General features: G+C 52.9%; 23 protein-coding genes and 1 tRNA gene. 18 read left to right on the plus strand and 6 right to left on the minus strand.

Features of this window, described 5'->3' with window-relative positions:
• Nucleotides 1–118: 118 nt before the first annotated feature.
• On the plus strand, nt 119–1,351 hold the full coding sequence (locus EPD59_RS20495; RefSeq protein WP_133274402.1) for a LacI family DNA-binding transcriptional regulator: 1,233 nt from the start codon (nt 119–121) through the stop codon (nt 1,349–1,351).
• On the opposite strand, the gene EPD59_RS20500 is transcribed toward EPD59_RS20495, so the two are convergent.
• Nucleotides 1,313–2,194, minus strand: coding sequence for an FG-GAP-like repeat-containing protein (locus tag EPD59_RS20500; RefSeq protein WP_133274403.1), 882 nt, complete (start codon nt 2,192–2,194; stop codon nt 1,313–1,315). The genes EPD59_RS20495 and EPD59_RS20500 overlap by 39 nt on opposite strands.
• Nucleotides 2,195–2,223: 29 nt before the next feature.
• Nucleotides 2,224–4,011 carry a VCBS repeat-containing protein gene (locus tag EPD59_RS20505; protein ID WP_133274404.1) on the minus strand — a complete coding sequence of 596 codons (1,788 nt, stop codon included), beginning with the start codon at nt 4,009–4,011 and terminating at the stop codon, nt 2,224–2,226.
• A gap of 707 nt (nt 4,012–4,718) precedes the next feature.
• Between EPD59_RS20505 and EPD59_RS20510 the strand changes: the two genes are divergently transcribed.
• Complete coding sequence (locus EPD59_RS20510; RefSeq protein ID WP_133274405.1) at nt 4,719–4,937, plus strand: hypothetical protein; 219 nt, start codon at nt 4,719–4,721, stop codon at nt 4,935–4,937.
• A gap of 105 nt (nt 4,938–5,042) precedes the next feature.
• On the opposite strand, the gene EPD59_RS20515 is transcribed toward EPD59_RS20510, so the two are convergent.
• Nucleotides 5,043–5,115 (minus strand) — tRNA-Met (locus EPD59_RS20515).
• A 135-nt stretch (nt 5,116–5,250) separates the two neighbouring features.
• Nucleotides 5,251–7,086 carry a BamA/TamA family outer membrane protein gene (locus EPD59_RS20520; RefSeq protein WP_165963682.1) on the minus strand — a complete coding sequence of 612 codons (1,836 nt, stop codon included), beginning with the start codon at nt 7,084–7,086 and terminating at the stop codon, nt 5,251–5,253.
• Nucleotides 7,087–7,332: 246 nt separating this feature from the next.
• Here EPD59_RS20520 and EPD59_RS20525 point away from each other — a divergent pair, with 246 nt between their 5' ends.
• The 8 genes from EPD59_RS20525 to EPD59_RS22990 all read left to right on the plus strand — a co-directional run bounded on the left by EPD59_RS20525 (nt 7,333) and on the right by EPD59_RS22990 (nt 12,480).
• Nucleotides 7,333–7,923: an RNA polymerase sigma factor gene (locus EPD59_RS20525; RefSeq protein ID WP_133274407.1), complete on the plus strand. Its 591-nt coding sequence runs from the start codon at nt 7,333–7,335 to the stop codon at nt 7,921–7,923.
• Between the two features lie 3 nt (nt 7,924–7,926).
• On the plus strand, nt 7,927–8,229 hold the full coding sequence (locus EPD59_RS20530; RefSeq protein ID WP_133274408.1) for a hypothetical protein: 303 nt from the start codon (nt 7,927–7,929) through the stop codon (nt 8,227–8,229).
• Nucleotides 8,230–8,322: 93 nt separating this feature from the next.
• Nucleotides 8,323–9,015 (plus strand): ClpP family protease, encoded by a 693-nt coding sequence (locus EPD59_RS20535; RefSeq protein ID WP_133274409.1) that lies wholly within the window; start codon nt 8,323–8,325, stop codon nt 9,013–9,015.
• A 107-nt stretch (nt 9,016–9,122) separates the two neighbouring features.
• The gene (gene hemW / locus EPD59_RS20540) at nt 9,123–10,262 is read left to right on the plus strand and encodes a radical SAM family heme chaperone HemW (RefSeq protein ID WP_133274410.1); all 1,140 of its coding nucleotides are present in this window, start codon (nt 9,123–9,125) and stop codon (nt 10,260–10,262) included.
• Nucleotides 10,263–10,290: 28 nt separating this feature from the next.
• Entirely contained in the window at nt 10,291–10,764 is a 474-nt protein-coding gene (locus EPD59_RS21705) for a hypothetical protein (RefSeq protein WP_165963683.1), read from the plus strand.
• 229 nt (nt 10,765–10,993) lie between these two features.
• Nucleotides 10,994–11,686 (plus strand): alpha/beta fold hydrolase, encoded by a 693-nt coding sequence (locus EPD59_RS20550; RefSeq protein WP_133274412.1) that lies wholly within the window; start codon nt 10,994–10,996, stop codon nt 11,684–11,686.
• Between the two features lie 24 nt (nt 11,687–11,710).
• Nucleotides 11,711–12,208: a cyclase family protein gene (locus EPD59_RS22985; RefSeq protein WP_240731538.1), complete on the plus strand. Its 498-nt coding sequence runs from the start codon at nt 11,711–11,713 to the stop codon at nt 12,206–12,208.
• Between the two features lie 56 nt (nt 12,209–12,264).
• Nucleotides 12,265–12,480: a hypothetical protein gene (locus EPD59_RS22990; RefSeq protein WP_240731539.1), complete on the plus strand. Its 216-nt coding sequence runs from the start codon at nt 12,265–12,267 to the stop codon at nt 12,478–12,480.
• A gap of 122 nt (nt 12,481–12,602) precedes the next feature.
• Here the strand turns inward: EPD59_RS22990 and rpmA are convergent, their stop codons facing one another.
• Both rpmA and rplU read right to left on the minus strand, forming a co-directional pair.
• Nucleotides 12,603–12,893, minus strand: a complete 291-nt coding sequence (rpmA, locus tag EPD59_RS20560; RefSeq protein WP_133274413.1) for a 50S ribosomal protein L27 — start codon at nt 12,891–12,893, stop codon at nt 12,603–12,605.
• Between the two features lie 94 nt (nt 12,894–12,987).
• Nucleotides 12,988–13,293 (minus strand): 50S ribosomal protein L21, encoded by a 306-nt coding sequence (gene rplU / locus EPD59_RS20565; RefSeq protein ID WP_133274414.1) that lies wholly within the window; start codon nt 13,291–13,293, stop codon nt 12,988–12,990.
• Nucleotides 13,294–13,765: 472 nt separating this feature from the next.
• Between rplU and EPD59_RS20570 the strand changes: the two genes are divergently transcribed.
• The 8 genes from EPD59_RS20570 to EPD59_RS23945 all read left to right on the plus strand — a co-directional run bounded on the left by EPD59_RS20570 (nt 13,766) and on the right by EPD59_RS23945 (nt 20,478).
• Nucleotides 13,766–14,725 (plus strand): ribonucleoside-diphosphate reductase small subunit, encoded by a 960-nt coding sequence (locus EPD59_RS20570; RefSeq protein ID WP_133274415.1) that lies wholly within the window; start codon nt 13,766–13,768, stop codon nt 14,723–14,725.
• A 501-nt stretch (nt 14,726–15,226) separates the two neighbouring features.
• Nucleotides 15,227–17,611: a ribonucleoside-diphosphate reductase subunit alpha gene (locus EPD59_RS20575; protein ID WP_133274416.1), complete on the plus strand. Its 2,385-nt coding sequence runs from the start codon at nt 15,227–15,229 to the stop codon at nt 17,609–17,611.
• Between the two features lie 336 nt (nt 17,612–17,947).
• Nucleotides 17,948–18,139 carry a hypothetical protein gene (locus EPD59_RS20580; RefSeq protein ID WP_133274417.1) on the plus strand — a complete coding sequence of 64 codons (192 nt, stop codon included), beginning with the start codon at nt 17,948–17,950 and terminating at the stop codon, nt 18,137–18,139.
• A gap of 291 nt (nt 18,140–18,430) precedes the next feature.
• On the plus strand, nt 18,431–19,234 hold the full coding sequence (locus EPD59_RS20585; protein WP_133274418.1) for a hypothetical protein: 804 nt from the start codon (nt 18,431–18,433) through the stop codon (nt 19,232–19,234).
• A 163-nt stretch (nt 19,235–19,397) separates the two neighbouring features.
• Entirely contained in the window at nt 19,398–19,676 is a 279-nt protein-coding gene (locus tag EPD59_RS22010) for a hypothetical protein (protein ID WP_205703452.1), read from the plus strand.
• The gene (locus EPD59_RS20590) at nt 19,619–20,080 is read left to right on the plus strand and encodes a RibD family protein (RefSeq protein WP_205703453.1); all 462 of its coding nucleotides are present in this window, start codon (nt 19,619–19,621) and stop codon (nt 20,078–20,080) included. Before EPD59_RS22010 ends, EPD59_RS20590 begins: the two co-directional genes overlap by 58 nt.
• 159 nt (nt 20,081–20,239) lie before the next feature.
• Nucleotides 20,240–20,344, plus strand: coding sequence for a GIY-YIG nuclease family protein (locus tag EPD59_RS23940; protein WP_317128417.1), 105 nt, complete (start codon nt 20,240–20,242; stop codon nt 20,342–20,344).
• On the plus strand, nt 20,317–20,478 hold the full coding sequence (locus EPD59_RS23945; protein ID WP_317128542.1) for a GIY-YIG nuclease family protein: 162 nt from the start codon (nt 20,317–20,319) through the stop codon (nt 20,476–20,478). Before EPD59_RS23940 ends, EPD59_RS23945 begins: the two co-directional genes overlap by 28 nt.
• The last annotated feature ends 135 nt before the right edge of the window (nt 20,479–20,613 follow it).

The raw sequence follows: 20,613 nt of genomic DNA on the forward strand, positions 1-20,613 counted from the left end.
ATCTTAAAACTCCTCAAGACAAAAAATAATTTTAGATTATCTTCGAATAATCAAGGAGGATATTTCGGAGTGCTTTTTCTCTACTGTTTGAGCATTTCGAAATAATACTATTCATATTATGATGAAATGCACAAAGTGCACCTCCGCTGATGCGGTGATGCGGGCAGGCTTCATTCGGGGCCGTCAACGGTTCTTTTGCAAGTCCTGCGACTATCACTTCACGGATAACAAGGCTCTGCCAGCGCCGGAGCGCAAACGGCACCAAACCACCATCAGCGACGTGGCAAAAGTGCTGGGCGTAGCGCCTTCCACGGTGTCGCGGGCGCTCAATGGCCACTCTGACATCAACTCCAATACCCGGCAGGCTATTATTGACGTGGCCCGGCAGCTAGATTACCAGCCTAACTTATTGGCTCAGAGCTTAAAGAGCAGCGAAACCAAGACCATTGGCGTCGTTATTCCGGACATTGAGCGGCCCTTTTTTGCCACGGCTATCAGTGGTATTCAGCAAGTAGTGACGGAGGCAGGCTACCGCGTCATGATTTGTCAGTCAAAGGAATCGTATGATGTGGAAGTCAGTAACGTGCAGGCACTTATTGCCAGCCGTGTAGATGGGCTACTGATTTGTCACTCCCGCGAAACCCAGAACTTCGACCACGTGAAGCCGCTGGCCTGCCGTGGAATTCCGGTGGTCCATTTTGATAGAGTGAGCAACGAGGTAGATAGCGCTAAAGTGATTCTGGATGACTGGAATGGCGCTTTCAACGTGACCGAGCATCTGATTGAACAAGGCGCGCAGCGGATTGCCATCTTGGCCGGACCTGAGTCTTTGCTCATCAGCCGTAATCGTTTAGCGGGCTACCAGCATGCCCTTAAACGTAACCAAATGCCGCTCCGCCCCGAGTATGAGGTGCATATAGAGTTTCAGCCGGAAGAGGCCGTAGCCGCCTTAGATGCGTGGCTGGCCTTGCCGGAGCCGCCCGACGCCATTTTTGCCATTAACTACACCAATGCCTTCGATTTGCTAGTAGCGCTCAAAAAGCGCGGCCTGCGAGTGCCGGAAGATATGGCGGTAGTAGGCTTCGGCGACGAGTTTATGGCGTCGATGATTGAGCCGGGCTTAACGACCGTGGATCTTCACCCCTACCGTATTGGGCAGCAAGCGGCGCGGCTTTTTCTGGAGCAGATGCGTCTGAAGGAAGCATTTCAACCCCGTACCTTCGTTATCTCCGGCGATCTGGTGATCCGGCAGTCTTCCCTGAAAGGCAAGGGGGCTATTTTAAGCTGGAAATTTAAAAATAGGCGCCTCCAATCATTCTATCACGCAGCGGCTTTGGAAGTGACCGTCTGAGGTTTGATAGCGCACCACATAAATGCCCCCCGGTAGGCCTGCCAGCGCTAGGTCGCCTTCTGCCATATCCTTTACCGATTGGGTGCGAACCACTTGGCCGCTTTGGTTGATAACATGCAAGGTAGCCGCGACGGCTGGTCCGGTATAGCGGTAGCGCGCGCGCCCAGCAACCACTACCGTCGGATACACGTCGAAGCCAGGTGCAGCTTTGGACAGGTGTACGGCCCGCACCGGCGAATAGCTTATGGTACTATCGAGGTCGGTTTGGCGAAGGCGATAATAGACAATCGGTTCTCCCAGGGGTAGCTGCGCATCGCGGAAATTATAGTGGTGCGCAGCAGTGCTCGTACCGGCGCCCTTAAGTTTGGCGATGGTAGCAAAAATTTGCCCCCCAGTGCTGCGCTCCACCGCGAAACCGGCATTTTGGGTTTCAGAAGCCGTAGTCCAGGTTAGGCTCACCGCCGATGCGCCGCTGGCTACAGCCGTAAAGCTTACCAACTCAACTGGTAAAGGGGCAACACTAGCCCCTTGGTACAGATAAACTTGGCCTTGTCGGTTGTTGGCATATGGGTCACCGATCATGATATCGTCATCCTCATCCCCATCAATGTCGCCGACCCCGGCTACTACGCTGCCGAATAGGAAGCCATTCGTTCCTGCTGGTCTGCTCAATATAATGGGGCTAGTGGTGCGCAGCCCAGAACTGGACCCCTGATATAGATAGGCTCTACCCTTATTTCCCTCGGAACCATAAGCGCCAATCAATACATCGCTGTACCCATCTTTGTCAACATCCCCTACTCCGGCAATGTCCAGCCCAAAAAAGCTCCCCGGTTTTGCCATGGGGTCATCAAGAGTTACATGGGCTGTATTTATCCCAGTAGGGCCGCCAGTGTAGAAGTAGGCGCGGTTGGGGGTGCCCCCAGACCGGCAATAATCCCCACCAGAATATCAGAATAACCATCGCCATTGACGTCTCCTGCCCCACACACGTTTACCCCGAATTGGCTGAGCCTCACCCCATGGGGCTCATTTAGTATGGTGGGGGATGGGGCCAGTCCGGCGCTAGAACCGAAGTAGACGTACGCACGCCCCCGATTATTATTTGCGCCCTGTGCCCCAATCACCACATCCGCGTAGCCGTCTTGGTTCACGTCGCCGGCTCCGGCCACACTGACGCCAAACCAATCCTCGCCTGTTTTGGCTGGATTAATAATGATGCTAGGAGTTGTATTCAACCCCGAGCTTGTACCACGATAAAGGTAAGCGCGCCCCTCATAGCTATTCGTACCAAAGGCTCCAACCAATACATCGCTATAGCTATCGCCGTCTATGTCGCCGATTCCCGCGACGCTATTGCCAAAATAATCGCTGCTACTATTCCCAGGAGATGATAGAATTGTAGGAGTATCGGTAAGGAGGCCTGTGCTAGAGCCGCGATAGAAATATACAAGCCTCGGTCCACTCCCAATGCTTTCAGCGCTGATGAGTACATCGGCGTACCCATCAGTATCTATGTCTCCTGCTGTTGCCATATTTTGACCGAAGGCACGAGTATTTGCAGGAGCTATCAAGACTGTAGGATCGGTAGTAACTAATCCGTTCTTGCTACCGTGATAGAGGTATACCCGGCTTTTGTAAACAGAACCAGAATTGTTAAAGGTGTCAGCGGCGGCAATAAGGACATCGTCAAAACCATCGCCGTTTACGTCGCCAGCACCCGCTATGCGATGGCCGAAGGAGGTCCGCTTCTTCGAGCCAGGCTCCGCAATGGTACTAGGCGTGCTAATGAGCGGATCAATGACAAGGGGATAAATGGCGCGCGTATCATCCACCACCAGCGCCACCGTTTTTTTATCGTCGCTGAGCTGCATGCGCGACGCTAGTACCCGGCCAGTAGCGTCCCAAGCGCGCAGGCCCGCGTAGCGCAGCACTTCTTTACCAGCTCTGAGCAAACGCAGCGCTTGCCCATTCGGCTGCGCTGCTACCTGCAAATTTGTGTGAAGGGCCAACTGCACTTGCACCGGACCACCCAGGCCAGCCGGCCGCTGAAACAGGGTGTAGTTTTGCCGTAACCCGGCCGGGGAGTTCTCATAATCGACGGCGAAGTCGAGGCCATGGGTATAAGCCACCTTATTTTCCTGGAAGTCAGCGCCTGAGGAAGATTTCTTAGGCATAAATTCCAGTATCCCGTCCCGTCCGATGCCCCGTAGCTTCAGGCTTAGCTGATCAGCCGGGGCGGCCTCGGCATGGTTGGAAGTAGCTACCGTATATCCATCCGCGTCCAGCGTGGCACGAAGTCCCTGATCAGGATTTGCAGCGAAAGTAGCCGGAGAAGATTTGCTGGATTGGTATAAAAAGTAGGCTCGGCGCCGGACGTCCATCAGCGCGGCCGCAACCCCTTCCTGCACGGGAATAGTCGGTAAGTCTGAAACTGGCGTAAGGCCAAGGGCGGGGATGTCAGCCGGCCCACCCCCAAAAAGCCTGGCAGGTGCTTCCAAACTGAAAAAAAGCCCCCCATCGGAAGCCACAGTCTGAACAACGAGCGGCCGACGAGCAACCGCAAAATTCAAGAAGAAAAGCCCCCCACTAACAGTTGCTACAACAAGCAAGCCGATAGCGTAGGTACAGTGCCTCAAAAAAGAGGAAATACGCAACATAAAAATCAAAGTAGAATATCTGATACATAGACACTTAACATTTCATAAGACACCAGTAGCCTGTAAGATCAGGAGTATGGAGGTGGCGCAGGCTGGTGGGGTGCGCGGGCCCCTTCACTAAACACGCAACTGGCGCAGGCCACAAGAAGCGTCCATAGATCTTTACTAAATATACATGCAAACGTTCTCGCAATTGAAAGCAAGCAAGAAAATTTATGATTAAGCTGAACTGTCGTCAGCAATAACCTGCCGAGCAGAAAGCCATCTGAGTGGCTACGAGCTATTGTACTCTTTATGAAGGCTCGATTTTCAGCTTAGGAGTTCTTCTTCATCTTCACTTTTCAGTGCCTAAGCCTCCGGCGGGGGACAAATTTCAACCTCTTTGCCGTCCAACTCTTCTTTTTTCTTTAAAAACAAAACTGCTGGCTCCCAATTAAGCCAGCTACGCATATGTTGGCCCGGCGTTGTCTTGGGCCAAGTAACTTGACTCACTAGTAATGTGCACTTATCCACTGGCTTAGCACATTTTTTACTTTGCTTCTAATTAAGGCTTTACTCTTTCAGCTATGTATACGTTGCTCCTACAAGGAGGCAGGGCCATCGGCAGGATGGCATGCGCTTATCCGTATATTTCCGTAGTATGGCTCAGCTTGTGTGAAAAGTACTTATTGCCGATCTTTGCATCCGTACTTATACTTAAGTGATTTATGCGCAATCCTTCCTCTTTGGGCCCGCGTGAAGCGCACCGTCTCGCCTTTTTATTAGCATTTCAGTTGCCTTCTCACCCCTTCCTTACTCCTAGCCCATACCAGCAATTATTGCTTGAGGCCTTCGTGCGTGGGGAACTGACGATGGACCAGGTATTGGTGCATTTAGAGGCATACGAGTATGCACCGAAGGAGCAATCGGTCATTTACGTAGCGTAGAGCCCTGCATGCCGGGTGAGTAATCCGGAGGGGCTTCTAATTTCGACTATCGCAGAGATAAACAAAAAGGCCGTTTCCTATTAGGAAACGGCCTTTTTGTTTAGGTAGCGGGGACAGGACTCGAACCTGTGACCTTTGGGTTATGAGCCCAACGAGCTACCAACTGCTCCACCCCGCACTGTTTGGTTCTGCAAATGTAAGAGGCTTTTTCGGAATTAGGTGGTAACGCGCTGCAAAAAAATGCATTTAGAGCTTTCCGGCCTGATAATCAGCCTCTTTATTCTCTGACAAATTTTTGAGTAAGTGTTTGGACCTAGAAGCGACTGGTAATGCCGAAGTGAATTTTAGAGGCATTAAGTGCCAGTTTTTGACTTAGCTGCGCTGATCGACCAACAGAATAAACCAGCTGGAATAAGCCCGCACCAGTGCGAAAGCTAATGCCTGCGCCCATGCCCGTGGGCGTATCGGCGTTGGTGCTTTGGGTTAGCTTACGTTGCAAGTACGCTTGATCGAGAAAGAGAAACACGAAGGAATCGGGGCCAGTGAACTGGCGGTACTCCACGGTGCCGACAGCGTAAGAACTGGCGTAGAAGGCAAACTCACTAAAACCGCGCAGCGTAGCCAAGCCACCCAATCGGAACAAGTCGTTGAGAAACAGACGGTCGTTGAGCAAAGACTCTCCTCGCACCCGACCGAGCAGCACACCGTTGCGGCCAATGGGATAATAGTATTCTGCGCGGCCGCCGAGTGTAACCTGAGTAGAGCGCAGAGGGACTCGCGTGTAAAGCGTGTCGTTGAGGTCGGTGTTTTTGCTGATGCGCTTGTTGCCTACAGCAGCTAATCCGCTAAAAAAAGCCCCCCGACGCGGGAAATATAGGTCGTCGAGGGTATTTTTAGAATAATCCAGTCCGTAAGAAGTGTACTCGGAGTCGATGTTTTCGGGGAGAGCCTGTAGCTCCCGAAAGGTAGAGTCGGATAGCAGGCGCGAGCTACGAAATTCGGTGAAAAAGCTGATGCGCCCGGCCCGCACCGTCGGATAGGTTATCTGCAGGCGAGGGCGAAGCGTTAGAAAAGCATCAGACTGTCGATAAAGATTAAAATTGCCCCCCACCTCCAAGGGCGAGCCAAAAAAGTTGGGGTGCACATATTGGGCATCGAGGAGTTGAGAGGCGGCGTCTACTTTGCGCCATTGCAGCCCCAACTGCTTGCCTCCACCGCGAATGTTGCGCAGGTTGATGGTCACGTCGCCGGTGAGCTGCACCTTGTTCTGGCCCGGGCCGGGGCTTGGGTTGGGCAGTACGCCTACAATGGCATCGAACTGGTTGGCTGGCCGGTCGTCGAGTAGCAGGTATACCCGCGCTTTCCCTTGGGCAAATCGCACCTCCGGCTCAGCCTTAACCTGTATATACGGTAGCTGGCGCAGCAGCCGGGTGATGGCGTCTACACGCTGCTGGCTGTAGGGTTGCCCAGGGAAAATCTGCAGGTATCGGGTCAAAAACTGAGTTCGCGTTTTGGTATTCCCCAGCACCTGTAAAGAGTCGAATACGATAACGGGGCCTCGGTCGAGCACTACGCGGCCTTCAATATCGGAGGCAATGAGCGCGACGGAATCGAGGCGGACCGTAGCGAAGGGGTATCCCTGGTTTTCGGCCTCAGCCAAGACGCGCTGTTGGAGCTGGGTCCACTCCTGGGGGCGGAAAGGCTGGTCGCGGAAGAACTTTTCGCGGTAACCGGCCTTGGTCAGCAGGCCGTCACCGAGGTTGCCATTGCGCAAGCGGGCCCACCGAAATTGCTCGCCCACATATATCCGTACTTGCACCGTATCGCGACTCCAACGCATAGTATCGGCGGAGGCGGTAAGGTAAGCGTCGGCTTGCAGGGCTAGTACTACGTCGCGGATGGTGCGCAGAGCGGTAAGCGAGTCGGGGGCGTTAGGACGAAACCGGTAACGTGCGAGGGTGGTTCGGTCTGCTTCTTCGGTATTAAGTTGAATAAATTTTGCCCCCCGCAGAGGCTTACGTAGGCGCGTGGTGCTAGTGTCGGGGCGGGCTGGTGGCAGCGGGGGCGTCTGGAGCGCTGACTGGTTGGGCGCGGCTGGAGTGGGTGTTACCTGTGCCTGTGCTGCACCCGGCCAGCCCGCCAGCAGCATACCTATTACACAGTAAAAAAAGAGACGGGCACACATTAGGGCAAAGAACGTGGAGAGTGCGCACTTAATTTCAGTGGCTTCTCCAAAAGCAATCTGCCAATTTAAAGTGTTGCCTTTATCTACCAGTCGCTTGGTAGCAGTTGGCAAGCACAGAAAGCGCAGTGAGAACAGTAAACTTTACTTTCTTTTTTAACGGCAGGTGATAGTTGTGGCAAATAAGGATTAACCATTAGATTGCTCGCTCCCATGAAACTACTTCATTCATCCCCGACAATACCAGCTGAACCGGTGGCCGCGCTTCGGCAAGCCTTGCTGCACGACCGTGAAGTCGCACTTACCCAACTTTATCGGCGGGCGTTCCCGATGGTGCGGCGGCAGGTGAAGCAGTTGGGCGGCACGGAGCAGGACGCGCAGGATGTATTCCACGATGCCTTGGTTGTATTCTACGAGAAAGCCATGGGCGGAACGTTGGTTTTAACGGCTTCGGCCAGCACGTACTTGGTAAGCGTTAGTCGGAATCTGTGGCGGCAGGAGCTCAGCCGCCGCAACCGGCATCCTTCCACCGAGTGGCAAGAGGACACGCAGGCGGCCGATGAGACGGCGGAGGCCACGCCAGACTCGGAAGAGGCCTTTTCGGTGCTGAGTTATGTAGAGCAGCTGGGTGAGAAGTGTAAGAGCATTCTGCTTTCCTTCTACTACTTCCAGCAGCCTTTGGAGCAGATTGCGGTTACTCATAACTACAGTAGTGTGCGCTCGGCCACGGTGCAAAAGTTTAAGTGCCTCGAGCGGTTACGCAAATCAGTTCGGGCTGTTCGAGCCGAACTATTAGCCCACTAAGCCATGCGACCAGAACTGAAGCGTATGCAACAAATTGAGCATCAACTCTTGGCAACTTCTCCGCCCTTTGACCCGGCTAGTTGGGAAGTGCAGCTGCTAGTTGATGGCGATTTGCGTGCTGACACGGAAATACAACGTCTCCTTTACCAAGGAATTCACTTGGCTGGCCAACGGCAATTGCACCGCGAGTTAGCCCTTATTCATCAGCGCCTGTACAGCCCGCACCGTAGTAGCTGGATTCAGATGGCCACCGCTGGCTTACACTCCTTTTGGAGGCGCTACCTGCGCGGCCGAGCCTCCAGCTAACTTTTTCCTCGCTGTTGCATCCTTAGTCTTAGTCACGCACACGTTTGCCTGTGCGCAGAAAACTTGTGTGCCTCTTATTTCGCCTTTTCACTTATGCTGACAAAACAAGAATTCCGCAAGTTCGCCGTCAAAGGTCAGGGCCTCAATGGCCTGGGGGTTGATCAGTATCTGCACCATATCGAAGGACAGGCAAATCATTTTATTACCAACATGACCCGCTCCGTGATTGAGGAGCGGCCTACACGCTTTGCCGAGATTGACGTATTCTCTCGCCTGATCATGGACCGCATCGTGTTCTTGGGCACCGCAGTAGATGATCAGATTGCTAACATCATCACGGCCCAACTCTTATTTTTGGAGTCAGTTGATGCTAAGAAGGATATTCTGCTTTATGTAAACTCGCCGGGGGGCTCTGTGTATGCTGGTCTGGGCATTTATGACACCATGCAATATTTGGCTCCGGATGTAGCTACTATTTGCACGGGCCTGGCGGCCTCCATGGGTGCTCTTCTACTCGCGGGCGGAGCCGCGGGCAAGCGTTCGGCCCTCCCCCACGCCCGCGTCATGATTCACCAGCCTTCCGGGGGTGCCCAAGGTCCATCCGCTGATATTGAAATCTCCGCCCGCGAAATTCTGAAGATTCGCAAAGAGCTCTACGATATTTACGCGCACCATACAGGCAAAACATACCAGCAAATTCATGACGATTCTGACCGGGACTATTGGATGCGTGCTGACGAGGCCAAAGACTATGGGCTCATTGATGAAGTGTTGGAGCGTAAATAAATAAGCAGGCGGTGGGGTTTGAGTAGCTTGCCGAGTGATCAGAAATGAGTTGGGCTAAACTAATTGCACAACTCCGGCTGTTACTCAATACGCTACTTTTCTTCCGAATGCCTGGCCTTTACCTCCACATCCCTTTCTGCAAACAAGCCTGCCATTACTGCGACTTCCATTTCAGTACTTCTATGGCACTGAAAGGCAGGCTAGTAGACGCGCTGGTGCGAGAAGTAGAGTTGCGCCGCGACTACCTAGGTTCTCAAGCCACGCTCGACACCATTTATTTTGGTGGGGGTACGCCCTCCTTGCTGACTGCAGCAGAATTAGACACTTTGTTTGACGCTATTCAGCGCCATTTCAACATTGCCCCCCAGGCGGAAATCACCCTCGAAGCCAACCCCGACGACCTTACTGCTGATAAGCTTCGGAAGCTAGCTGCGTCGCCTATCAATCGTCTGAGTATTGGTCTGCAAAGCTTCCACGAGCCGCACCTGCGCCTTATGAACCGGGCTCACTCCGCTGTAGAGTCGGCGCGGTGCGTGCGGCTGGCCCAGGATGCCGGCTTTGAGAACATCTCGGTGGACTTAATTTATGGGGTGCCCGCTCCTGACCACCGTATTTGGGAACAGGATATGGCGGCGGCTTTTGCGCTAGACGTACCTCACCTTTCGTGTTATGCGCTTACTATTGAGCCGGATACGGTGTTTGGGCGGCGCCTGCGCAAAGGGCAGTTCATACCGCCAGCTGATGACTTCGTAGCCCGACAGTTTGAAATGCTGTTGGCCCAAATAACCGCGCACGGTTACGAGCAGTACGAGATTTCCAACTTTTGCCTCCCCGGCCGCGAGTCACGCCACAATTCAAACTACTGGCGCGGGGTGCCTTATTTGGGCTTAGGTCCGAGCGCCCATTCTTTTAATGGCACGAGTCGAGAATTTGCGGTAGCGAATAACACGCGCTACGTCACGAGCCTGCTGGAACAGAATGAGGTGCCCACTACCCGCGAAATCCTCTCGCCCACCGACCGCGCCAATGAATACCTGATGACCAGCTTACGCACGGCCCGAGGCTGCGACTTAGTGCGTCTGCGCCAGGAATTTGGGGTAGACTTACGCGCCCAACGCACTGAGTACTTGCGGGATTTGGAGCAAAATCAGTGGGCCACGCTGCACGATGAGGTGTTAATTCTTACGGATCAGGGAAAACTGCTGGCTGACCACATCACCCTAGAATTATTTCAGGCCGCTGGCTAAATCAATAAAATCAGCGTAATCTGTGCCTATGGAACGCCTGATTGATGCCCTCGCCGACGATGCTGACTTTTTTGTGGAGCACGTCCAAATCACTGCCATCGTTTTCGACACGACCGATGACGTAACGGTGTGGGCCACTACTTACTTCGACAACAGCCTGCATTTCTTTCACTTAGGCCTACAGTTTCCAGCTTTAGATCTATTGCTTCGCCTAGCCGGCGAGCGAGCGGAGTCATTGCAAGAAGAAGTAGCCGAGGCGCTGGCTACCGTCACAGAATGGCCCTGCCTTCTGGAGTACACCACCGAAGAAAAGCCCCCCGTCCCCCTTCCAAACGTGGCTATGAAGCTCGCCTGCACGTATCCGGCTACGTTGGTAGATGAAGATGATGAAGGGGAGGGTGAAGAAGAGGAAGAAGTCGACGAAGACGAGGAGGATGACGATGAAATTGCCCCCCACAATATCTTTTACTTAGAAGGCGTGTATCTGCGGCTCGAACCGTAGGCGTATGTGCTGTTTGCTATAGAGTTAAAAACACTTTTTTCTCTCAGTCTAGTGGTTGGTTACTAAGCTTGGTCGTCATGCCGAGCGCAGCGAAGCATCTCGCTCGCTTCGTTGATTAGCTTGGCAACATCAGCACGCAAGATGCTTCGCTGCGCTCGGCATGACGGGCGGGTTTTGAGCGATTACTACAGCAACTAGTTAAGAACACATCGATCACCTCTAGCACATTATGTTTTACCTGATTCCTGGTTTGGGGGCTGATGAGCGCGTTTTTCATAAGCTGCGTCCTTTGCTGCATGGTCCGTCTCAGGTGCTGGAATGGTTGAAGCCGATAGGCGATGAGCCGTTGCCGGACTACGTGCGCCGGATGGCGGCGGCAATTCCCGAGGATCAGGTCTGCTTTGTGGTGGGCGTATCGTTTGGCGGCGTGGTAGCGCAGGAAATCTGCCGTATCCGGCCGCGGGCCTGTGCGGTGCTGGTGTCCAGCATTCCGGATGCTGACCGATTACCTGCTCTACTCCGACTCATTCGGGCGACGCGGGTGTACAAATTGGTACCTCCACCTTTGCTCAAGCTTTTTCCGTGGGCCGGGCGCTGGTATTTTGGGATTGATGACAACCTGGAATACAAAATATTCAAGGCCATTCTGCGCGACATGGACTCCGCTTATACCAGTTGGGCCATCAAGCGGCTCCTACATTGGGACAGCACCGGCGTCGGGAGCTGCGTACAAATTTTGGGCTCCCGCGACCGGGTTTTTCCGCCTTCTCCTGCCCCCGTCGACTACCTTATTCCCGGCGGCACACACTTTATGGTTCTCACGCACGCGCAAGAGATAAGTCAGATTTTGAATGGCTTACTTCACAAGCAGCAGGCAAAACAAGAAGCTGCAGCCGAAAAGCGTATTGATATCGCGCGGTAATTTCTTCCTCTTTCGCTCCCCCGAATGCTTGCTACCTATCCCTACCACGGCCACACCTTTTCCTTCAACCCCAGCGCACCGCTGGATATTTCGCTGCCTCTAGCACCTGGCTCAAACCAAGTGAATTGCTTTTGGGCCGAGCCAGTACAGTTCGACACCATTCGGGTAGGCGATTTTGTGGGGAGTGTAGCGGAGGGCGGCAGCACTAATTATAAGCGTGTTCACCTCACGCCCCACGGCAACGGCACGCATACGGAGTGCTACGGCCACATTTCTACCGATCCGGAAGCGACTATCAACCGCTGCCTGCGACGCTTTCTGTTTGTGGCGCGGCTTATTTCCGTGGAGCCGCGCCAGCAGGCCAACGGTGACCAAATAGTGATGCTAGCGGACGCACAATCGGCGCTGGGGGCTTTTTTCCAGACTCTGCGGTATTGCCGGAAGCGATTATTCTGCGGACGCTGCCCAACCATAAAGCTAAGCGCAACCGCCAATATTCTGGCACCAACCCTACATACATAGAGCCAGCACTAGCGCAGTACCTTGCCGATCATCACATCGAACACCTTCTGTTGGACTTGCCTAGTGTAGACCGGGAAGAAGACGGCGGCCAGCTCCTCGCTCACCATGCTTTCTGGCAATATCCTGAGCATACCCGACGCACCAGCACGATTACGGAGCTAATTTTCGTGCCCGATGAGTTGAAAGACGGCTTATATCTGCTTAACCTTCAAATTACTAGCTTAGAGCTAGATGCTAGCCCAAGCAAGCCAGTGCTCTACCGTTTGAGCTAGCTATTTGCTCCAGCTATCAACACGAACGTAAAAAGCCCCCCAGGTAGAGTCTGGGGGGCTTTTTTGAATACTCTATCGTCTGGCCACGAAATGCGTGGCGTCCGATTAGCTAGTAGCTCAGACTAAGCAGCAGTTGCTTCGGTCAGTTCCGTCTCGTCGATAACGGGTACCACCGATACGAACGAGCGGTCCTTGCGGCCCTTGCGGAACTGCACGGTGCCGTCTACCATAGCAAACAGGGTGTGGTCCTTGCCGATACCCACGTTCTGACCGGGGTGATGCTTGGTGCCACGCTGACGAACGATGATGTTGCCAGCAATAATGCCTTGACCGCCGAAGATCTTCACGCCCAAGCGCTTAGAATGCGATTCGCGGCCGTTGTTAGATGAGCCGACGCCTTTCTTATGTGCCATTGTTGTATATGTTGTGCGTTAGTGGTGTTGAGTTGTCTGTTGGTGCTAAGAGTAGAAGGTTATCCTCACTTAGCAACACAATCAGTCAATTCAGTTACCCGATGCTGTTGACCATTACTTTGGTGTAGTCCTGACGGTGGCCGTTGAGCTTCTTGTAGCCCTTACGACGCTTCTTCTTGAACACCAATACCTTGTCACCTTTTACTTGGGCCAAGATGGTACCCTTCACTTTCACGTCCAGGAACGGAGCGCCGATAGTGAGCGAACCGTTATTGTCGGTCAGGAGCACGTTGCCCAGCTCAACTACGTCTCCGACGTTGCCGGCTAGTTTGTGGGTATAAACAAATTTCTCGGCTTCGACCTTGGTCTGCTTGCCAGCTATGTTGACGATTGCGTACATCGGCGTCTCGCGTGTTTTAAAAATGGGAAGGCAAAAGTAACAGGTTTAAGATTCAAAACCAAACCTAACTCACTAGTCTTCATTTGGTCGGCTGCCAAAACAGCTTTCCTGTTGAGCTGGCAAACAGTCTTTTAACAGCACGCGCCGGGCACGCGAATACACTTTTTGTGGATAAGTTGGATTGTCCACAGTCGAAATGTTGATAAGTATTCAAAATTCGGGCGTTTTAGGCCAGATTTGGCTCCTTTCCGCAAAAATATTATCAACAAGTCATCAGTGAGCATAGCTAAAAATTAACAGAATAAAAATGCTTTTTGGGGGGCATTTTGCCAGTAGTCGGGTTTATATTTGATCCATTGACCAGCCAAATTTTATCCGAAGCTGGACTAAACAATTCTGTTTAGCGCAGGGTTGGCAAGCCACTACCTGATCATATTTTTGGTCACGTTTCACCTTCAATACGCTATCTGTTATGGAACCACTGCTCGTTGAGAACCCCAACCGCTTTGTGCTATTCCCCATCCAGAACGACGATGTCTGGCAATTCTATAAGAAGGCCGAGGCTTCCTTCTGGACCGCCGAGGAAATAGACCTCTCCCAAGACCAGAAAGACTGGGAAAACCTCAACGATAACGAGAAGCACTTCATCTCCCACGTGCTAGCATTTTTCGCGGCCTCCGATGGCATCGTGAACGAGAACCTGGCCGTGAACTTCATGCAAGAAGTGCAGATGCCCGAAGCGCGCTGCTTCTACGGCTTCCAGATCATGATGGAAAACATTCACAGCGAGACTTATTCGCTGCTGATTGACACCTACATCAAAGACCCCAAGGAGAAAGACCGCCTCTTCAACGCCCTGGAAACCGTACCCTGCGTGAAGAAGAAAGGCGAGTGGGCCCTGAAGTGGATCAACTCCGAGGACTTTGCTGAGCGCATTATCGCCTTTGCAGCCGTGGAGGGCATTTTCTTCTCTGGCTCGTTCTGCTCAATCTTCTGGCTGAAGAAGCGTGGCTTGATGCCTGGACTTACCTTCTCCAACGAGCTAATCTCCCGCGACGAAGGGCTGCACTGCGACTTCGCTTGCTTGCTCTACGGCTACCTCCAAAACAAGCTCTCGGAAGAGCGTGTGCACAGCATCATCCGCGACGCGGTAACCATCGAACAGGAGTTCGTAACGGATGCGCTGCCTGTGAACCTCATTGGAATGAACGCCAAGAACATGGCGCAGTACATCGAGTTCGTGGCTGACCGCCTGCTTGTGTCGCTGGGTTATAGCAAGATCTACAATGCTTCTAACCCCTTTGATTTCATGGAAATGATTTCGCTTCAGGGTAAAACCAACTTCTTCGAGAAGCGCGTGGCCGAGTATCAAAAGGCTGGCGTGATGAGCGAGCGTACCGAGAATGCCTTCTCGCTCGACGAGGATTTTTAAGGTATTGATTCTAAATAAAAAGCCCCCGGCGTTGGCTGGGGGGCTTTTTTATTGGCTGGTTTCTCGTTCAACGATTGGCCTCACCCCCTAGCCCCCTCTCCTAGGGGAGCGGAGGAACTAGCTTTTAGCTCTTTTAGAATATTAGTCATTGTTAGAAATCTAATTTGATAAAGCTAGTTCCCCCTCCCCTAGGAGAGGGGGCTAGGGGGTGAGGCCACTCCTTAGTGCCGCCTACCAAATTTCCCTCAACACTACAACCCAATTTCACCTCCAAAATTTAGCACCAATCCCTAGCGCTACCCATCAATTTTGCCCCCCAGCGCTACATTTTTGGACTATGTGGATAACTTCTGTTGATAAGTCTTGTCCTACCCAACTGTAAGAAATATCTTCCGCAACGATTAGCCACATCCATTCGCGGCTTACCCCAATTTGCCGATTATACTGCCTGCTCTCACAGAGCCGGCAAACTCATATCCAACTACCAAAACGCACACGCTTATGCTGGTAATTAAACGCGACGGCCGGCGCGAATCCGTGAAATTTGACAAAGTCACGGCGCGCATCGAGAAGCTCTGCTACGGGCTCAACATGGTGTATGTCTCGCCAATAGAAGTGGCCAAAAAGGTCATTGACGGGATTTATGACGGCGTAACGACGATTGAGCTTGACAACCTGGCGGCCGAAACTGCGGCTTCGCTCACCACCAAGCACCCCGACTATGCTATTCTAGCGGCCCGCATTGCCGTGAGCAACCTGCATAAGGTGACCTCGAAGTCGTTCAGCAGCACCATGAAGCGACTGTACACCTACGAGGACCCCAAGACGGGCGAAAACGCTTCGCTCATTGCCAAAGACGTGTGGGAAGTTATCCACAAGCACGCGGCTACCCTCGACTCGGCTATCCTGTATGACCGCGACTACAGCTACGACTACTTCGGGTTCAAAACATTAGAGCGCTCCTACCTGCTGCGCGTGGATGGCAAAGTGGTAGAGCGGCCCCAGCACATGCTCATGCGCGTGGCCATCGGTATTCATAAGGACGATATCGACTCGGCCATTGAAACCTATGAGTTGATGTCGGAGCGTTGGTTTACCCACGCGACGCCTACCCTCTTCAACGCGGGCTCTCCGAAGCCCCAGTTGTCGTCGTGCTTCCTGCTCACCATGAAGGACGACTCCATCACGGGCATCTATGATACGCTGAAAAACTGCGCTCAGATTTCGCAGTCGGCGGGTGGTATTGGCCTCAGCATTCATAACGTGCGGGCTACGGGCTCTTATATCAAGGGCACCAACGGCACCTCCAACGGCATCATCCCGATGCTGAAGGTGTTCAACGACACGGCCCGCTACGTGGACCAAGGCGGCGGCAAGCGCAAAGGCGCCTTCGCTATCTACATCGAGCCCTGGCACGCCGATATTTTCGACTTCCTGGATTTGAAGAAAAACCACGGCAAGGAAGAAAACCGCGCCCGCGACCTGTTCTACGCTCTCTGGACGCCCGACTTGTTCATGAAGCGCGTGGAAGAAAACGGCGACTGGACCCTGATGTGCCCCAACGAGTGCCCCGGCCTGGGCGACACCTGGGGCGAGGACTTCGAGCGCTTGTACCGCAAGTACGAGAAGGAAGGCCGCGGCCGCAAGACAATCAAGGCGCAGGAGCTGTGGTTTGCCATTCTGGAAAGCCAGACCGAGACCGGCACGCCTTACATGCTGTTCAAGGACGCGGCCAACCGCAAGTCGAACCAGCAGAACCTGGGCACCATCAAGTCGTCGAACCTGTGCACCGAGATTATGGAGTACACCGACGAGAACGAAATTGCGGTCTGCAACCTGGCTTCGCTGGCCTTGCCGCGCTTCGTGAAGGAAGGCGAGCAGAAGGGCCAGCTGGTGTTCGACCACCAGAAGCTCTACGATGTAACCTACCACGCTACCAAGAACCTGAACAAGGTTATTGATATCAACTATTACCCCGTGCCCGAGGCCGAGCGCTCCAACCGCCGCCACCGCCCCATCGGGCTGGGCGTACAGGGCCTCGCCGACACGTTTATTGCCCTGCGGATGCCGTTCGAGAGCGACGAAGCTACGGGCCTGAACAAGGACATCTTCGAGACCATCTACTTCGCGGCCTGCACGGCTTCCATGGATTTGGCCAAGAAAAATGGCCCCTACGAGACCTTCGCCGGCTCGCCCATGAGCCAGGGCAAGTTTCAGTTCGACCTCTGGAACGTGACGCCCGACTCGGGCCGCTGGGATTGGGAAACGCTGCGCGCTCAGGTAATAGAGCACGGCATGCGCAACTCCCTGCTGGTGGCGCCCATGCCCACGGCCAGCACCGCCCAGATTCTCGGCAACAACGAGTCGTTTGAGCCTTACACCTCCAACATCTACGTGCGGCGCGTGCTGAGCGGGGAGTTTATGGTGGTAAACAAGCACTTGCTCAAGGACCTCATCAAGCTCGGCATCTGGAACGAGCAGATGAAGAACGAAATCATTGCCGCCAACGGCTCGGTGCAGAACATCGCCCGCATCCCGCAGCACATCAAAGACCTCTATAAGACGGTGTGGGAAATCTCCCAGCGCCGCATTATCGATATGTCGGCCGACCGGGGGGCATTTATTTGCCAGAGCCAGAGCCTGAACCTGCACGTGATGAACGTGAACTTCGGCAAGCTCACCAGCATGCACTTCCACAGCTGGAAGAAGGGCCTCAAAACCGGCATGTACTACCTGCGCACCAAAGCCGCCGCCGACGCCATCAAGTTCACGGTGCAGAAACAAGCCGCCGAGACCCTGGAGCCGCTGAACGTAGCCGCCCAGAATGCCTCGGATATGGCTTGCTCGCTGGATAATCCAGACGCTTGCGAGGCCTGCGGTTCGTAAGGCTAGACTAACAATACCGGTTCCCAAGACTTATCTTAGCACCAATCACTGAAAAAGCCGCCTCACTATGGGGCGGCTTTTTGCTAGCCCCTTCTATCATGTTTGCGAACCATGAAATAGACCTTGCTAAGCTTAACCTAAACTGGCTGCACAGCGTCAGCATAGAGTTGGATGAGATAACTAACCTCTTAGAGGTAGCAGAGCGGGCTCATACATATCTACAAGCCAATGGCCAGATTGAAATGGTCGGCTACACGAACCGTCGCAAGTTTATTTCTGTTATTTTTACTATCAACGAGTATAAGCTCGTGGTAAATGACGTAGAGTTACCTCGTTATGAAACAATCCAAGACGTCGTCCTCCGCCGACTCGCCGCAGAATCCGGCTCATCTTTCAATGAACGGGAAGACCTCTGAAGAATGGGAAGCTGGCCGCATCAGTGGGCCACTCACGAAGCGTGAGTTGTTTGCTTATCTAAAGAAGATCGGCAAATTGCCCCCCAATACCGAATTGAAACAAGCATCTTAACACGGTGCAGAAACAAGCCGCCAAGACCCTGGAGCCGCTGAACGTAGCCGCCCAGAACGCGTCGGACATGGCTTGCTCGCTGAATAATCCAGACGCTTGCGAGGCCTGCGGCTCGTAGCGAATATAACCTAAATAAAAAAAGCCGTCTAAGATCTAGACGGCTTTTTTTATTCTAAATGATGACTATAAATACTGGGGCAACTAAATGACTGTTGAGAAATTTTCAATGTGAAATACGTAAAGTAAAAGACGTTTTGCGGTCAAGTTTTTGCTGATCGGACTCGGCCATTTATGGTGCTTTTATTTTGCTCTAGTTTACCGCATTCATCATCTCATATGCATTTTAAAAACAAGCTTTTAGTTATCTGTCTATTGTTTGTAGTGCCATCTTGGGCACAAACACTGCCCCCTCCCGATAAGGCACAGATTCAAAAAACTGTTACACAACTGTTACCTAGCCGCAACTACACTGTTGCAATTATGGATGGGGTGACCATGAATCCGCGGCTGCAAGTATTAATGCTGAAATTTCAGCAGGGCATTCAAAAGAACCCAGATGTTGCACAAGCAATTCAAAAGGCGGCTGCGGCCAAGCAGTTTCCTATGCCATACGACCGCCGCTTGGGACTCACGAAGGCGGAGTATGAGGAAATGCAAGTATTAATAGACAAACGAGAGATAAAGTCAGTTTCCACTTGTACTCAACAAGTAACAGTAACTAATCAAGCAGGAATTATTCGTTTTACGGCTAAGGATAAGCTTGCTATGCTGAGCGACTTTTGGCTTGACACAAATCGCAATGAAGCTCACGTAGGAGAGCACATACTCACCTTTGATCAAGCATTAGACATCACCGACAGTAAAAATGCTTATGAAAGCGCATGGACAGGTTACAGATGGGAATTTACGACACCCAAGGATCTGGATTTAGCAAATTATAACATGCGTGATTTGAGTAATTTAAATGCCACGATGTATAGAATTATTATAGGGAAGATAACCAAAACAGGACAGACTTTGGTGCAAATAAAAGGTATGGAAATAGAGAGCGGAGTGCGCACCGTATCCTTCGAAACGCCTCTTTTCTTTGAATAGACCTTCACTAATTGGTTTGTAGTGCTAAGCACTCAAGACACTAACAATTATGGGACAACTGAGAAGACCCGACCATTTTGGTTGGGTCTTCTCAGTTGTCTAGTAATATCATCAGTTCGTAACCCACGTAAGAGCAAGCCTATTCTTAGACTAACAAATACTTATGAAACCTCAGGTAATCTGCCACATGATGAGCTCCCTGGACGGGCGCACCATTCTCAGCCGCTGGGGCGACTCACCCAACACCAAGGAGTACGAAACGACGGCCGCCACCTTCGAGGCCCAGGCCTGGCTGTGTGGGCGCGTGACCATGGAAAAGGACTTCACCCACGGCCTAGCCCCCGACCTGAAGCCCGTAGCCTCCCCCTGCCCCGCACCGATTTCGTGGCCGAGCACGGTGCCGAGTCGTTTGCCGTGGCCGTCGATGCCCACGGGAAGCTAGGCTGGGAATCGGCCGCCATCGACGACGACCACATCATCAGCATCCTCACCGAGCAGGTAAGCGACGAATACCTGGCGTACCTGCGCGAGAAAGGCGTATCGTATTTGTTCGGCGGCGCCCAGGAAATCGACTTTGCGCTGGTCCTACGCAAGCTGGGCGAGCTATTCCCCATTCAGACCATCCTGCTGGAAGGCGGCGGCCACCTGAACGGCTCCCTGCTCAAAGCCGGCCTCATCGATGAGCTAAGCCTGCTGCATTACCCCGTGGTGGATGGCGCGCCCACCTCGCCCACCATTTTCGAGCAGGGCGACGCGCCCGGCCCCGCCACGCCCTTCAAGCTCCTGAGCGCCGAGCAGCGCCCCGACGGGATTCTGTGGCTTCGCTACGAGGCGGGAGCAGCTTAGGAAAAAGCCCCCAAGGAGCCGATTGGCAGCGTGGGGGCTTTTTCTTATAATGTGGTTCTACTCCAGGCGGTCATGCAGAGCGGAGCGAAGCATCTCGCGTGCTGATGTTGCAATCCTATATCTTTAAACTGAACATGTTACCATAAAGACATCTAACTAGTGTACATCTACCTTCTGACCAATCCTTCTAAGTCAGTCCTTTACACCGGCATCACTAACAACTTGGACCGACGGCTATGCTATATGAACACGGTCAAAACTTAGGTACTGTGGGCAAATTCACCGGTCGTTATCAGTGTAATCTGCTCATGTACTTTGAGGTATATCCCGATGCTGTTCAAGCTATTGCGCGCGAAAAAGAAATCAAAGGCTGGAGCCGGGCGAAAAAGAAGCCCTGATTGCGACAATGAATCCGACTTGGGAGCCTATCGATTTGAGTACTTGGCCGAGCTAAACGAATTGCTAAATAATTCTTCAACACCAGAACGTCATGCAGAGCGCAGCGAAGCATCTCGCGTGTTTAGTAAGAGTAG

This window comes from Hymenobacter radiodurans (assembly GCF_004355185.1).
Lineage (GTDB): Bacteria > Bacteroidota > Bacteroidia > Cytophagales > Hymenobacteraceae > Hymenobacter > Hymenobacter radiodurans.

Coding starts and splice junctions, on each gene's coding strand:
- EPD59_RS20495 (WP_133274402.1), top strand. CDS start 119: ATGATGAAATGCACAAAGTGCACCTCCGCTGATGCGGTGATGCGGGCA.
- EPD59_RS20500 (WP_133274403.1), bottom strand. CDS start 2,194: ATGGCAAAACCGGGGAGCTTTTTTGGGCTGGACATTGCCGGAGTAGGG.
- EPD59_RS20505 (WP_133274404.1), bottom strand. CDS start 4,011: ATGTTGCGTATTTCCTCTTTTTTGAGGCACTGTACCTACGCTATCGGC.
- EPD59_RS20510 (WP_133274405.1), top strand. CDS start 4,719: ATGCGCAATCCTTCCTCTTTGGGCCCGCGTGAAGCGCACCGTCTCGCC.
- EPD59_RS20520 (WP_165963682.1), bottom strand. CDS start 7,086: ATGCTGCTGGCGGGCTGGCCGGGTGCAGCACAGGCACAGGTAACACCC.
- EPD59_RS20525 (WP_133274407.1), top strand. CDS start 7,333: ATGAAACTACTTCATTCATCCCCGACAATACCAGCTGAACCGGTGGCC.
- EPD59_RS20530 (WP_133274408.1), top strand. CDS start 7,927: ATGCGACCAGAACTGAAGCGTATGCAACAAATTGAGCATCAACTCTTG.
- EPD59_RS20535 (WP_133274409.1), top strand. CDS start 8,323: ATGCTGACAAAACAAGAATTCCGCAAGTTCGCCGTCAAAGGTCAGGGC.
- hemW (WP_133274410.1), top strand. CDS start 9,123: ATGCCTGGCCTTTACCTCCACATCCCTTTCTGCAAACAAGCCTGCCAT.
- EPD59_RS21705 (WP_165963683.1), top strand. CDS start 10,291: ATGGAACGCCTGATTGATGCCCTCGCCGACGATGCTGACTTTTTTGTG.
- EPD59_RS20550 (WP_133274412.1), top strand. CDS start 10,994: ATGTTTTACCTGATTCCTGGTTTGGGGGCTGATGAGCGCGTTTTTCAT.
- EPD59_RS22985 (WP_240731538.1), top strand. CDS start 11,711: ATGCTTGCTACCTATCCCTACCACGGCCACACCTTTTCCTTCAACCCC.
- rpmA (WP_133274413.1), bottom strand. CDS start 12,893: ATGGCACATAAGAAAGGCGTCGGCTCATCTAACAACGGCCGCGAATCG.
- rplU (WP_133274414.1), bottom strand. CDS start 13,293: ATGTACGCAATCGTCAACATAGCTGGCAAGCAGACCAAGGTCGAAGCC.
- EPD59_RS20570 (WP_133274415.1), top strand. CDS start 13,766: ATGGAACCACTGCTCGTTGAGAACCCCAACCGCTTTGTGCTATTCCCC.
- EPD59_RS20575 (WP_133274416.1), top strand. CDS start 15,227: ATGCTGGTAATTAAACGCGACGGCCGGCGCGAATCCGTGAAATTTGAC.
- EPD59_RS20580 (WP_133274417.1), top strand. CDS start 17,948: ATGAAACAATCCAAGACGTCGTCCTCCGCCGACTCGCCGCAGAATCCG.
- EPD59_RS20585 (WP_133274418.1), top strand. CDS start 18,431: ATGGTGCTTTTATTTTGCTCTAGTTTACCGCATTCATCATCTCATATG.
- EPD59_RS22010 (WP_205703452.1), top strand. CDS start 19,398: ATGAAACCTCAGGTAATCTGCCACATGATGAGCTCCCTGGACGGGCGC.
- EPD59_RS23945 (WP_317128542.1), top strand. CDS start 20,317: ATGCTATATGAACACGGTCAAAACTTAGGTACTGTGGGCAAATTCACC.